The organism is Veillonella atypica KON, assembly GCF_002959915.1.
GTDB classification, from domain to species: domain Bacteria; phylum Bacillota; class Negativicutes; order Veillonellales; family Veillonellaceae; genus Veillonella; species Veillonella atypica.
The window spans coordinates 1-14,479 of sequence record NZ_PPDE01000001.1 but is presented as its reverse complement, the minus strand read 5'-3'; the positions used below and the strand labels follow the sequence as shown (position 1 = coordinate 14,479).

15 protein-coding genes and 1 tRNA gene are annotated in these 14,479 nt (G+C 38.8%); all 16 read right to left on the bottom strand.

The annotated features are described in order from the left end of the window. Nucleotides 1–147: 147 nt before the first annotated feature. Complete coding sequence (locus VAHSUH02_RS00080) at nt 148–1,089, bottom strand: DMT family transporter (protein WP_005381991.1); 942 nt, start codon at nt 1,087–1,089, stop codon at nt 148–150. A gap of 45 nt (nt 1,090–1,134) precedes the next feature. Beyond that, nucleotides 1,135–2,040 (bottom strand): DMT family transporter, encoded by a 906-nt coding sequence (locus tag VAHSUH02_RS00075; protein WP_005381990.1) that lies wholly within the window; start codon nt 2,038–2,040, stop codon nt 1,135–1,137. A gap of 1 nt (nt 2,041) precedes the next feature. Beyond that, entirely contained in the window at nt 2,042–2,518 is a 477-nt protein-coding gene (locus VAHSUH02_RS00070; RefSeq protein ID WP_005381989.1) for a NanQ anomerase/TabA/YiaL family protein, read from the bottom strand. Between the two features lie 291 nt (nt 2,519–2,809). Beyond that, nucleotides 2,810–4,876 carry an elongation factor G gene (gene fusA, locus VAHSUH02_RS00065; RefSeq protein WP_005375430.1) on the bottom strand — a complete coding sequence of 689 codons (2,067 nt, stop codon included), beginning with the start codon at nt 4,874–4,876 and terminating at the stop codon, nt 2,810–2,812. A 123-nt stretch (nt 4,877–4,999) separates the two neighbouring features. Beyond that, nucleotides 5,000–5,665 carry a hypothetical protein gene (locus VAHSUH02_RS00060; protein ID WP_005381988.1) on the bottom strand — a complete coding sequence of 222 codons (666 nt, stop codon included), beginning with the start codon at nt 5,663–5,665 and terminating at the stop codon, nt 5,000–5,002. 121 nt (nt 5,666–5,786) lie between these two features. After that, nucleotides 5,787–6,923, bottom strand: a complete 1,137-nt coding sequence (gene hydE / locus VAHSUH02_RS00055) for a [FeFe] hydrogenase H-cluster radical SAM maturase HydE (RefSeq protein WP_005381981.1) — start codon at nt 6,921–6,923, stop codon at nt 5,787–5,789. Continuing rightward, the gene (locus VAHSUH02_RS00050) at nt 6,910–7,635 is read right to left on the bottom strand and encodes a YaaA family protein (protein WP_005381979.1); all 726 of its coding nucleotides are present in this window, start codon (nt 7,633–7,635) and stop codon (nt 6,910–6,912) included. The genes hydE and VAHSUH02_RS00050 overlap by 14 nt, the downstream gene beginning before the upstream one ends. Further along, on the bottom strand, nt 7,613–8,224 hold the full coding sequence (locus VAHSUH02_RS00045) for a hypothetical protein (RefSeq protein ID WP_005375495.1): 612 nt from the start codon (nt 8,222–8,224) through the stop codon (nt 7,613–7,615). The genes VAHSUH02_RS00050 and VAHSUH02_RS00045 overlap by 23 nt, the downstream gene beginning before the upstream one ends. 187 nt (nt 8,225–8,411) lie before the next feature. After that, on the bottom strand, nt 8,412–9,671 hold the full coding sequence (locus VAHSUH02_RS00040) for an Nramp family divalent metal transporter (protein ID WP_005381975.1): 1,260 nt from the start codon (nt 9,669–9,671) through the stop codon (nt 8,412–8,414). Between the two features lie 18 nt (nt 9,672–9,689). Further along, nucleotides 9,690–10,424 carry a hypothetical protein gene (locus VAHSUH02_RS00035; protein WP_038148405.1) on the bottom strand — a complete coding sequence of 245 codons (735 nt, stop codon included), beginning with the start codon at nt 10,422–10,424 and terminating at the stop codon, nt 9,690–9,692. 134 nt (nt 10,425–10,558) lie between these two features. Further along, nucleotides 10,559–10,649 (bottom strand) — tRNA-Ser (locus tag VAHSUH02_RS00030). 50 nt (nt 10,650–10,699) lie between these two features. Then, nucleotides 10,700–11,134 carry a Dps family protein gene (locus VAHSUH02_RS00025; RefSeq protein ID WP_005381971.1) on the bottom strand — a complete coding sequence of 145 codons (435 nt, stop codon included), beginning with the start codon at nt 11,132–11,134 and terminating at the stop codon, nt 10,700–10,702. A gap of 250 nt (nt 11,135–11,384) precedes the next feature. Next, nucleotides 11,385–11,996: a serine O-acetyltransferase EpsC gene (epsC, locus tag VAHSUH02_RS00020; protein ID WP_005381969.1), complete on the bottom strand. Its 612-nt coding sequence runs from the start codon at nt 11,994–11,996 to the stop codon at nt 11,385–11,387. Nucleotides 11,997–12,224: 228 nt separating this feature from the next. Beyond that, on the bottom strand, nt 12,225–13,028 hold the full coding sequence (locus VAHSUH02_RS00015; RefSeq protein ID WP_005381967.1) for a hypothetical protein: 804 nt from the start codon (nt 13,026–13,028) through the stop codon (nt 12,225–12,227). A 1-nt stretch (nt 13,029) separates the two neighbouring features. Continuing rightward, nucleotides 13,030–13,527, bottom strand: coding sequence for a preQ(1) synthase (queF, locus tag VAHSUH02_RS00010; protein WP_005381965.1), 498 nt, complete (start codon nt 13,525–13,527; stop codon nt 13,030–13,032). Nucleotides 13,528–13,665: 138 nt separating this feature from the next. Continuing rightward, on the bottom strand, nt 13,666–14,067 hold the full coding sequence (locus tag VAHSUH02_RS00005; protein ID WP_005381963.1) for a hypothetical protein: 402 nt from the start codon (nt 14,065–14,067) through the stop codon (nt 13,666–13,668). Nucleotides 14,068–14,479: the final 412 nt, after the last annotated feature.

Genomic DNA, 14,479 nt, shown 5'->3' with positions numbered 1-14,479 from the left:
TAGTCAACAAACGGAACTATGTATACAGTATAAATCGAATACCACCTTACATAAAATAACAAAAACCTATATTACTATGACAAAATATGATAATCATAGCTATATAGGTTTTAAAAGTAATCTATTTATGTTTAAGATTCATTGAATCTACGCAATTTCTTCTTTATTAAGTTTTTCCAATACGTCTCGTTTAAGTTGTCGTTGGCGATCCCAGGCAATAATAAATACGGTTGCGATGATGCAGAACATCCCGAATATACCAACTAATGTAAATTCATTACCTAACAAAGCCCAGCCAAACAAGGCGGCTGAAATCGGCTCTAAAGAAGACAAGATTGAACCTTGAATAGCACCAATACGACGCACACCTTCAATATAGGCATTAAAGGATACTACAGTCCCTAGGATAATAATCGTAAACAAACCAACCCAAGTCATACCATCCCAAATAGCTTCTGATGCCACTTGACGGAATACGATACACGCCAAAATGCCAGATATAAACATCCCAAAGCCAACGATGGATGATGTACTGTATTTTTTTAATAGTTCAACAGGTTCCAATGTGTAAACACAAATACTCGCCGCAGAAATGAGGCCCCAAAACAAAGCATCCCCATTAAATGCAGATAGATTTAGCCCCTTTTGCATGATAATACACACCGTACCAATCATAGCGAGGGCCACACAGTATAATTCTGGTAAGGATGGCTTTTTAAAATATCGTAAGAATAAATAAATAATGAGCAACGTCGGTGCTACATATTGTAATACAGTAGCCACGCCTACACCTGAAATAGCGATAGCTTTAAAGTACGAGTACTGTGCTAACGCAATGCCCAATAAACCGAATATGAGGAGTTTACCAAAGTCTTTTGGATTTTTAAATATATCAAAAATTCGTATCCCATCCTGTATATAGGAGAGTAGAATTGTTAATAAACCTGCTAAAAGTAAGCGCACTTCTAACAGCCACTCTACATTTAAATGCTTTGCATTTTCGAGGAATTGCACCGATGTACCTGAAAGCCCCCAAAATAGTGCCCCCATAATGGCAAGGCCCATGCCTATCCACTGTTTTTCTTCCATACAACCTCCGCATAAGGATTGATTACTATTACAAAAAGTTTATCATTAAGATGATTGACCTCGTTTTTCTAAGGCAATGATGATAACTGTAGCAATAATCATGGCCATCCCTAAGATACCAACCCAGTTAAATTGATTACCTAACAAAGCCCATCCAAAGAAGGCTGCTGAAATCGGCTCAATCGATGACAAAATCGATCCTGGAACCGCACCAATGCGTTTAACCCCTTCAAGGTACGCATTAAAGGACACGATGGTGCCAAGAAAAACTACATTAAAACAGCCTACCACAGTCCATACATCCCACGTCGCATACGAATGAGGTTGCTGGAAAAGCGCCGCTGCCACAAGACCACTGAGGAGCATACCAAAGCCTACAATAGGAATTGTCCCATAGGTAGCTAATAATCGTACTGGGGAAACACTATATACGGCTACGCCCACGGCAGATAATAAGCCCCAGAATAATACATCACTGCGGAAGCTTTCAAAAGAAAAACCATTATTGCCCATCAAGCAAATAGTACCTACTAAAGCAAGGATAACTGAAATGATTTCTCCTGTAGAAGGCCGTTTGCCATAACGCATCAGCAAATAAATGATAATCATAGACGGCGCCAAATATTGCAGCACCGTCGCAATGCCAGCACCGGCGATGACGATGGAACGGAAATAGGTATATTGGCACAGGGCCATACCAAATACGCCGAATATGACGAGTCCTAATGTATCTCGCCAATTACGGAATACATTAAAAATAGCATTGCCTTGACGAATCCATCCATATAGAACGGTTAACAGTCCTGCCGTAATAAGACGCATCGTCAAGAGCCATTCCAGATTCATATTACGAAAATTGCCTACGAATTGGACAGATGTGCCTGACACGCCCCATAAGGTGGCGCCTAATAATGTTAATATAATACCGATAACTTCATATCGTTTCATCATGTTACTCACCTAATAGAGACACATGCACCTTTACAACAACCTTACGAATTTTTATAGGCTTATCGTCAACCGCTAAAAGAGGACGATGAATATCCGATGGGAAAAACACCGTATAATACCCTTCTGGACAGTGGATGTGCCCTTCATCGACAGATTCATTAGGATAAAAATAGCAGTCTCGTTCAGGATAGGATTCGATAGGCTTTACTCGGCCATGGTCCACAAAAAAGCCCATATTCTCTTCACCCTTCACCATAAACTGTATATCTATATAATTTTTATGAGATTCTGGTTTTGTAGTTTCAAATAATTTTGTTTCTACATCATCTACATTGGCATACATCATATCACCTTCGATAGCATGACGACCTCCTGGCAATGCTTGTAAATCAGTGTTTTTTAAGAAATCAAGAGCTCGAACAATGGCTGCGGGATAGCCCATTTTTGTATAATCTGCATGTATACTGGAGAAAAACATAACTATATCCTTTCTGTAAGAACCATACTATATAGACATACTATATTCAAATACAATATCAATATGATCTTTATACCCTTATCGTAGCACATAAAAAGCTTAGCTTCCACATAGGATTACATAAATATAAACCCTCCATACGCTACATATATGGAGGGTTTGTAAAATACTATTCAGTTTTATGACTCACGTCAAGACTGTTATACATATGAAGTTGTCTATGAAATTGTATATGCAGTTGTTACTTACATGTTAATTCATATTAGAATTAACTACGTGGACAATTTTATATTACTCTTTTTCCTTAAAAGCAGCGATAATCTCATCGGCTTGCTTATGAGGAACCTCTTCATAACTATAGAACTGACGATTAAATACGCCTTGTCCTTGTGTCATAGAGCGCAAAACAGTAACATAATCTGACATTTCTGCCAACGGTACTTGCGCTTTAACAACAGATATACCAGTTCTTTCACTTTGTTCCATGCCTAATACACGACCTCGACGACTATTTAAATCGCCCATGATGTCACCCATGAAAGCATCTGGTGCAAACACGTTAACTTCATAGATTGGTTCTAATAGGACTGGTTTCGCCTTTGGAATTACATCCTTGATAGCCTGTGACGTAGCTACTTTAAATGCTAACTCTGAGGAGTCTACACTATGGTAAGATCCATCCAAGAGTGTCACTTGCACGCCAATCATAGGATATCCCGCAATTAAGCCTTTTTCTAGGGTTTCTCTGGCACCTTTTTCCACTGCTGGTATATATTGTCTTGGTACAGCACCACCAAAAATCTTGTCTACAAAGGCAAATTCTTGACCATCATATAATGGATCAACTTGAATTTTAACATGTCCATATTGACCATGACCGCCACTTTGTTTTTTATATTTCGATTCTGTTTCTGCAGATCCTTTAATTGTTTCACGGTATGGAATATATGGTGTTACAAGTTTCGCTTGTACGCCGTATTTACGGTCCATCTTGTTAAGGATATGTTCTAAGTGCACTTCGCCCATGCAGTCAATTTGCAATTGGCGAGCTTCCGGATTTTTCACAACTACACAAGTCGGATCTTCTTCGGCTACTTTTAACACAGCACTAGCTAATTTTTCCTCTTCACCTTTTTTCACAGCTTCCATAGCTACAGTATATAAAGGTTGAGGGAAACGAATCGCATCGTACTTCACCTTAAAATCAGGAGCTGTTAAGGTATCGCCTGTTTTTGCATTAGCTAATTTCGGTATCACTACGATATCGCCAGCTTTTGCGGCAGTCACTGGAATTTGTTGCTTCCCGATAAGGGTAACCATCTTATTCCATTTTTCCTCAGTTCCTTGATTAACGTTGAACAGCTTATCACCTTCTTTGAGTTCACCAGAGAAGATGCGTACAAAGCTTTGTTTGCCTGCGAATGGGTCAAGCAAGGTTTTAAACACGAATGCGGTTAGGGGTTTATCCACATGCACCACAACTGGTTCACCAGTGTCTGCTGATTCAGCAGTCATCACTTTTTTTGCTGCATCTGGCATATACCGAATCATTCTGTCTAATACTTGATCTAAGCCAATACGGGATGTGGCGCTGCCACACATGATTGGACACACACGGCCTGTAATCATCCCTTCGCGTAGACCTTGACGAATTTCTTCTAATGAAAGTTCTTCGCCTTCTAAATATTTTTCCAACAATTCATCGCTACCTTCAGCCGCGGCCTCTACGGTCATTTCCCGTATTTCTTGGGCCTTTTCGATAAGATGAGCCGGTACAGCAATCTCTGTTGGTTGGCCGTCTTTGTAAGTAAACGCAGTCATTTTGGCTACGTCTATAACGCCTTCAAAATTGGCACCTTCGCCAATTGGAATTTGGAGTGGCATAATTGCCTTGCCAAATAGTTCACGCATACGTTCAATAGTACCGAAAAAATCAGCACCATCAACGTCCATTTTATTGATAAATGCCATACGTGGCATTTGTAATTCAACAGCATAATCCCAAGCGCGCACCGTATCTGTTTCAACGCCAGTCGTTGCAGATAATACCATTAGCATGCCATCACAAGCACGCAATGCGGCACGAACTTCGCCATGGAATTCATTGTAACCCGGTGTATCAATAAAGTTAACCTTATGGTCATGCCATTCACAAGGGGCCATACCCAATTGAATCGTTACATTCCGTTTAATCTCTTCTGGCTCAAAGTCCATAATATGTTTGTTATCTTGACCACGGCCAACAAAATCAACAGCACCAGAGGTTAATAACAAGGATTCTACTAAAGCCGTTTTCCCTGCCCCATCGTGGGACACCACAGCTACATTACGAATCTGATCACTACTATATTCTTTCATCGGAATCGCCTCCTTATGTGAAACTTTGAGTTCTTGATATATGATTTCGACGTAATACTATAAAAATCCTCTTTTTCCGAAAAAATATTTATCGAAAAAAGAGGATTTTTTATAATAATGAAATTATCGGCCTACCAAGGCTGCACAGCCACCAAAAAGAGCCATGAAAATAAGCGAAATAATGACGAAGATAACAAATGTTACGATACCGGCAATGAATACTTGCATCTTAGTCAACGTAGTTTGTCTTGCCATTAATTCAAGGCCTACCCACACGGATAAAACAAAAATTACTAAAGAGCCTAAATTAGAAATAAGCTTGGATAATGTAGAGCTACCAAATAGGCCACCGAAGATAGCCATGAGAATAAAAACAATTGTATACACACAAGTACATAATAATACTTCATAACCTTGTAGATACCATTGGACCTTCATAACAGACTGTACATCATCAGTACCGCCCATTTTTACAGCCACCCAGTTAAATACATAGGACCCAACAGCCACCATGACAAAGGACCAAATGATACTAGCAATATAGGCTAAAATAAAGAAGAAGCCTACGCCAGCCCCAAGGAGCATGCCCATGGCAGAAAATTCGCTTCTAGGAAGTAATGGGAACAACAAGGCCCCAAATAAGCCTAGTAAGATATAAGGAATCGCCCATAAAAGCGCAGTTCCTAAGAAGCCCTTTTTCAATGTACCATACTGTACGACTTGATCGATACCACCCTTGAATGGTTGAGTCAATAGATTCCAAAAGTCAGAATACCATTTTGTTTCCATAAAATCACCTCATATAATAAAACAAAATAAACTATGTTCTTATTATATCTGGGTTTTATTTATATTTCTACATAAATATAACAATTATAAACAATTTAATCAATAATCTATATCAATGTGTTTAAAATGACCCGGTTCTCTTACCGTAATGCTTGGAATCCCCATTTTTCTTCCATCCAACAGTATCACCAATGGACATAACGCGACGCGTCAAGCAATCTTTACATTTATCTGCATTATCATCCACGCATGGTTTATTATCATATAACAAATATTTGGCACGATGTTCTGGGGTTGTAATGATAGGCATCAAAATATTGGCACCTGCAGCGAGCCCCTTTTCACGACCTAGTGGATCTAATGCTTGTAACGCTGTAGTAGCTGCAATATTTACGTCTTTCAAGAATAGACGCGTTAAGGCAATCATCTTGAGCCCTAGTTGAATACGGCGCAATTTACCAGCCTCATCATCAATGCCCATTGCTAATGCCTCTTGGCCTAATGGCGTATCATGATGCACCACATAGGGACCCATGCCAATCATATCGATATCCATATCACGGTAGAACAAGATATCGTTCACAAGGTCTTCCTCTGTTTGCCCAGGCAGACCAATCATAACGCCTGTACCCACTTGAAATCCTACACGACGCAAACGGCGTAGACATTCAACTCGAGTTTCAAAGGAATGTAGTTCATCGCGAGGATGAATTTTGTGATATAGCTCTTTATTCGTCGTTTCAATGCGCAATAAATAGCGGCTAGCACCCGCCTCACGCATGCGGCGGTACGCCTCTTCACTTTGCTCCCCTACGCACATCGTAATACCAAGGGAACCATCGCCGATGGCTTTGATGTCGCGGATAAGATCGACTACATAATCGACAAATACATCATCACAACGTTCTCCAGATTGAAGCGTAATAGAACCATATTCATGGTCATACGCCCACTGCGCCATCTTGATGATATCTTCACGATTCATATCAAAGCGTTCCGTCTTATCATTTTCGCGGCGAATACCGCAGTAATTACAGTTTTTAATGCATCGGTTCGAGAATTCGATGAGGCCACGATAATACGCTACAGGCTGTACATATTTTGCCTTCACTTCGTACGCCTTTTTATATATTAGCTGCAACTGTTCTTCATCAGTTACAGACATGAGAAATCTTAGCTCATCCTCTGTCAGCCATTCATCGCCGACGAGGTCTTTTGTGAGAATATCTTGCACTTGCAAATCATCACTTCCTTTCATAACGAATCGTCATCGATTCGCTTGGTATGGTAATAGATTCAATATCAGTAACGCAGATAAATCCATTAATTTCGCGTGGTAAATCTCGCACATGCTTCACTTGGTTCGTTAAACATGCATGCGCCATCATACCACGACTCATTTTGGAGGACGTACTCATCTGTTTATATGTATCGCCTCGTAATTCCCAAAATTCAACGGTTACCACCTTTGGATGGTTCACCATTTTTGCATATTCTTTAGACGCTAAGTTTAGGATCCAATCCTCCTTGTGAAAGTATGCATCCACCGCTTCACGCCAGATTTCATATAAATTAAGCCCTACCTTATCGACCATATCTAATCGATAGTCTCTGACGCCCATCGTAGGCTCTACAACGCCATATAATGCAGACATAATAGCAAGATGAGTTTCACCAAAAGCCTTAGCCTCATCAGATAGTCCTGTCCAATCTAAATATTTAAAGGCAATGCCATCGTAGCTTTCACAAGCAAAACCTACAGGATGGACCTCAAACTCTTCATAAAAATCGAAAACAGATTGTGCCTTATCACCTTTTAGTTTTAGGGCCTTACCAAGTGCTGCTACATCGAGAGATTGTACATGTTTTACAATCTTTTGCGTAATAAGGGGCTGAAATTGACCATCACGGATTACTGCTGCAGTATGGGAAATTGTTTTTGTCTTACTAGGAGAGAGGACGATTTTCATGGGACAATTCCGCCTTAATACTTTCCTCTGTCAAATTGTCAATAAGATCTGGATTCCACAACATGAGAGGCACGGCCACAACGTGACTAGCTTTCATTTCTTTACACAATTTAATGCATTCTGCCAAATAAGGAGATTCATTATCGTGGATATCACAAATAATAACTACATGTCGTCCCTTAAGATTAACCCCTTCGTAATCGATGCTTTCACCAGACACGGTAAGCAAACCGGTTTCTAAACGACCTTCGCTCATATCATTTACGCGAGACATTAAAATATGCTCAAGCATAGTGGATACAGGTGTTACAACAGGGCCTGTACCAACGAGAGCCTCTGGTTGAGCATGAACGATAACGGTTTTCTTGCGTTTGTCCGTTCTAAACTCCATAAGTGCATGTTCTAATGCGGAGAAGAACACAAATAATTGCCAAGGATCTAAGGAGCCTGTTTGGAACATATCGATAATAGCGCCATCCTCTTCAATGTTAAGACGCGCTAATAATTCTTCTGCAATGTCGCGAACAACCTCTTTATAATCAGATTGTAATGGTGCATTTAATTCATTCATATCTTTTTCTGTTGCCATGAAATCCTCCCAAAAACATATATAAACTGCTATAGTAGCAAATTAAATTCTATTCTTTATTGTACCATATTTCACAGGCTTATACGTTACTACAACTACATTTCATAAATCTATTTGGTTCTGGTTCTAAACAAAATAAAATACCGCCTATTTCTGTGAAAGCTTTCACAAAAACAAGCGGTATATATTAGCCTATAACTAATAAGTAAATATTCATCAATGTTACGATAATACCAATGCCCCAAAGAATAATCCCCGTAAATCGGCGGTTCGTATAAGAGCCCATAACACGACGACTACTCGTCATATATAGTTGTAAGAATATGGTAATCGGCAACTGTAAACTCAAGAACATTTGTGAAACGAGCAAGGCTTGAAAGGAATCCGTAATAAACAGGATCAATAATAGTGCAGGAATATATGTTAACCCCAATCCTAAACGACTATGAAAGTCCTTCATATCATAGGACTCGCCAAACATGCCGGCAAATATGCTCGCCCCAGCCATACCGGCTGTCGCCGATGATGCAAGGCCGGCAAACAGCAAGGCCAATGCAAAGATAGTACCTGCAGCAGGTCCAATTAAAGGTCTCAATAACTCCTCAGCTTGTTCTAATTCAGTAACAGCAATGCCATGACTAAAAAATACGGCCGCTGCCAATAGAATCATTGCGGAGTTAATCATCCAACCAATGCCCATAGATAATAATGTATCTACGAATTCATATCGCAACTGGCGATGCATTATCTCCTTATCTTGTCGATTAAACTGACGACTTTGGATGACCTCGGAGTGCAAAAACAAATTATGAGGCATAACAACAGCCCCTAAAATGCTCAAGATAACGAGCATCGATTCATTAGGTATGCTCGGATTGACCCAGCCAATACCCGCTACAGCCCAATTAACATCGACCATATTGACCTCCACAAGGTAGGCCAATGCGATAAGGGATACAAATCCCGCTATGATACGTTCTAATTTGCTATAGGAGTTTGTAATGAGCATAATTGTACATACGATAGCCGTCAACACGCTACCGATAACGAGAGGGATACCAAAGAGCATCTTTAATGCAATAGCAGCACCAATAAACTCCGCCAGCGCCGTTGCTACGGCCGCAATCCCTGCCGTACTAAGCACCGTACGAGATAACCATTTCGGTAAGAATTCATAAGCACATTCTGCTAGGCATTGCCCCCGCACAATCCCCAAATGGGCCACATTATGCTGCAATAAGATGAGCATAAGCGTAGATAATGTTACAACCCACAGTAATTCATAACCATAGCTAGCACCTGCTGCTAAGTTGGCAGCCCAGTTGCCAGGGTCGATAAATCCGACGGTTACAATAATACCGGGTCCGATATACTTAAATACTTCACTAACATGTTGTTTGCCATTCTGATGGACGGTAAACAACTTATTTTTAAGAAAATTAATCATGTTGTTCCCTTACAGGGATTATAGAGTGAACGTCATTTCTGTTTGTACACGCGCATCTGCTTTAGATTTTCCATTCTTGGAACCTGTATAGCGAATACGAACATCACCGTTAGTCTTTACACGAGAGTCATCAATTTTGAATTTCTTCATTTTTTCCTTAATTTGTTCATCTGTTAAGGCCCGTTCTTTAGGGTTTGCTACTTCATCAGTGGCCGCATCAAGAGATTCCTGTTGTTTTTCGGATACCTTTACATCTTTACCAGATTTCTCAACTCGTTTTTTATCTAATTTTTGACGGCGTCCTTCGGTGATTTTCTTGTCTCGTTCAATGCGATAATCCATGACATCACGCATGTTTTCTTGGTAGATACGCAACGCAAATTGACGATCATTGTCGTTCATTTGTTCCCGTTTTTCCACAACTTCATCAAGTAACGGCATCAACTCATCCTTTGTATAGCTAGTGCTATCATCGAATGTAAATCCGTGTGTATCTGTAATGGCCCCATGTTTTACCAGTGTCTTTAACGCTTTGTATGTCCAATCATTTGGTGTAATAAGATTAGCATTGCCAGGATGTGCAGCAGATACGACTTTAACATCATCAGTACTCGTACCATCTACCACAGGACGGGCACTAGGAATTGCAAAGTCTTCCGCATGAGCCACACCGAAGGATGCCACTAAACAAAGGGTCCCAATACTAAGGGCGCGACGAATCATCGACAAATGACGTGTATATTGTGTATTCATAAAAGTCTCCTTAAATTAAATTTTATACAATTCATTATAAGCAATCAGATATGAATACGTCAACTCTATCCCCATTCCTTACACTGTATGGTTAATAAAAAAGACCTCACATCGGACGATGTGAGGTCTCAGCATGGCGGAGGATTAGGGATTCGAACCCTAGCGACGGTAACCCGCCCTAACGATTTAGCAAACCGTCCTCTTCAGCCTCTTGAGTAATCCTCCATGCTTTACTGGGTAATCATATCATACCCAGTAAGGCGTTGTCAATTGAATTATTTCAACATAGATTCAATGAACCAAATTTGTTTTACATAATATTCAATATGGTCTTCCATCATGTTAGAAAGCAAGAAATTATCTTCTTCACCAGCTACTTCACGAATAGCAGAAGCTTGATCTTTCATATATTTGAAGTCATGAAGTAAAATTTCAATAACTTTATGTTGAGGAACATCTTCTTGACCTAGCTCACCGATTTTTGCTAATTTAGCATATTCAACAGAATTTACTAATGGAAATTCACCTTGCATTTTTACATGTTCAGCTACTGCATCAAAATATTCAAAGGCTTCATCATAAATGGATTCTAAGTATTCATGGATGGATTTGAATTGTGGACCAGTTACATTGAAATGAAGGTTGTGTAATTTTACATTCCATACGGAAAGATCTGCTAAATATTGATTTACTTGTTGTACGTTTTTCATAATAATTACTCCTTTTTCATTTAATTCTCAATTACAATTTGTCCTAACATCAGGACCAATCCAGTCGGCTTTTATGCCTGTTATTTATTTCTGCAATTTATAATCAGTATTGATTACATAATCATATTAACTATAATGATTTTCATTGTCAATAACTTTATCGATTTTTTTCAATGAAATTTTTATGAAACAAAAAGACCTCTTACCATCAGATATGCATCTAACAGCAAGAGGTCTAAACCAATCTATATTATATATAGTATTCTATGTAGTTTTCAGGATATGGGCTATCATTAGATGCGCCATTTTTATTCTTTCGTCTAGGCTTCCGAACATACATATTTTCTGGATCTGTTTCAAAGATAACCATATCTTTCGGAATATCGTGTTTTATAACTAGATTACAACCGATTTTAGTACGAGCTCCAATCGTAATATCCCCTAAAATTTTTGTACCTGTACCAATGAGTACATCATCTTCAATGGTGGGATGGCGTTTTGTTTTCTTAGAGGACATACCGCCCAATGTTACTTGGTGGAACAATGTCACATTATCTCCGACGACGGCGGTTTCACCGATAACAACACCCATACCATGGTCAATAAATAAGCCTCGACCAATGGTAGCTCCCGGATGAATTTCAATGCCTGTTACATGACGAGAATGAAGTGCTATACGGCGTGCCAATGTAGGCCATCCCGCTTTATAGAGACGATGTGCAAAGAAATGCCAGAACAAAGCTGTAATATGAGGATACGTCCATATAACCATCCACACATTAGTAGCCGCCGGATCAGAATCCATGACGCGTTTAATATTATATTGAATTTTGCCCCATAACTCGCGCAAACCTTGCATCATAAGTACTCCATATCTACGTTCATTACACGAACAGTGTGTTTATCAAAAATATAACGCCCTTGGATACTCCCAAGGGCGTAAGTCACGGTTTTAATAATTACCAAACTATACACTGGGTATAATCATTTGTACACTCTATAAATATATTCCTACTCTAACACCTAGGAATATATCTGTCAAGAATTTTGAGAGTCTTTAAAGTCCGCAGTTTATAGGAAATAACTGAGTTTATCGTATTTTGCCAAGCGTGCTAATCACCGAATCCCACGTAATAGGTACCGTCATAATGGCAACGGCAATTCCTATCCATAAAAGACTACCTACGATAACTACAAGTCTAGACAGCACGAACTGAAAAGCCCTACTATTGCCATATAAGATGATGTTTTTTCGTTCATGCAGTACAATATGGCCCCATAAGAAACCAGCCAAGGTATACGTTAAAATATGTGGATCTACTATCAAATAAGAAACCACATCTGGCATATGCTCTTTTCTAGATATAATTGGTGACAGCAAGCCATTTACTTCAACGGCCCATAGCTTATACCAGAATAGCACCAATATAGAAGGCCACATAGAACGCCATGTCATCCATAAAACATAGCCATAATTTACCAACGCTCCTGCCACTTGACCATGATGCTGTTGTAAATATCGTTCTATACGAGATGCTGAACCATACCCTTGCTCAATTTGCCAATAGTGAAACTGTACATTTCGTTCCCCATGTGTAACATCTACAAAGCCTAGTGTTTGTAATAGGACTAGAGCAAATATAGCAATGGTGACAAGCTGAAACCATTCACTAAACATCAAGCTAGACGGTACCATACAGTCTGTAACAGCCATGTCGATACGCAATACTAATAGTATCAATGCTATGTAAGCGCTCCACCGTGTCCATCGGCTATATGTATGTAGTGAACTATGACTACCAACGACGATTGCTGCTGGATGCAATGACAATAATAGGCCAAATACAAAGCAAAATATGATTGCCGAGATGACAGCTATAAATTCGTAATTCATCTTAACGGTACGCTACGCGTTCAGGCTGCATATCGTGGAAATGAAGACGCTCTTTTGCCGTCTTTTCCCAGTCTGTACCAGGCTTGCCGTAGTTAGCATATGGATCGATAGACAAACCACCGCGCGGCGTAAACTTGCCCCATACTTCGATGTACTTAGGATCCATCAACTTGATAAGGTCTTTCATGATGATATTGATACAGTCTTCGTGAAAGTCCCCATGATTACGGAAGCTAAATAAGTACAATTTCAAAGACTTGGACTCAACCATTTTCTTATCTGGTATATAAGAAATGTAGATGGTAGCAAAGTCTGGTTGACCTGTCATAGGACATAAGCTTGTGAATTCAGGACAGTTAAACTTAACAAAATAATCATTATCAGGGTGCTTGTTATCAAACGCCTCTAACACCTGTGGTGCATAATCAGTAGGATAATCGGTCTTGTGACCTAACATCGTTACCCCTTGTAACTCTTTTTCAGATCTGCCGGATGCCATAAGGAACCTCTTTCTATAAAATAATATAATATATGGAGCAATTCATGCGATACTTAATTATATCATAGGAGGTTCAACCTCATTATATTTACGCTTCTATATACGTAATTAATTGTTTAAGATGTTCTAAAATAATGATTATATTGATCTCCAAAGATTAATACCTCCAATAGTAAACGCGATTAGTTTTATCAATATACCACTTTCAACTTGTATGCCCCAACCAATAAAACAAATACCTATAATTATATTTGATATACGGGCAAAATAACTTGTTTTACTATATTTCAATAAACGTATAACCTTTTTTATACCTTCCACAAACCGTCCTTCCTTTATATATCTATAAATGACTTTTATTTCCCCAAAATTTAGATATATAAATACCGCATTAATAGCTCCAAAACAGACTATAGCATCTATCTTACGATACGACCCATTTCCTGACTGAACTAGTGAGTATACAAGAGCCACATCCAATAAAAAAAGAACAACAAACATATATATAGCTTTAAAAAAATTTTTATTGTTAGCAGACATTCCTACTTCTCCCTTGATTCTAATTTTGGGTCTTTATTTTCTTTATCATTTTGATTATTATCTTTTAGATAATCTGTTTCTTTTATCCTTTTCTTTTAGCAATTTTACCTTTTAATATTCCAGAAATAAAGATTCCAGCTCATTAGATTCTATAGGATGTGCATTATAATAGAGTGATTACACACTATTAATATGGAGTTAATAATCTTATTGAAAAATACTTTAGAATATCTCTTCTGTGTACACTTGATTGTAAATGATACTCTAAGAATGTACAAAAATGATGATATAAGAATGTACAATTTTAATTGTATCACCGATACTATAGTTGAGGTGATAACAACATGCAATACGTATACGCTATTAACAGTTCATTTACTGTAACATCATTATTAGACTTACCATTATTAAG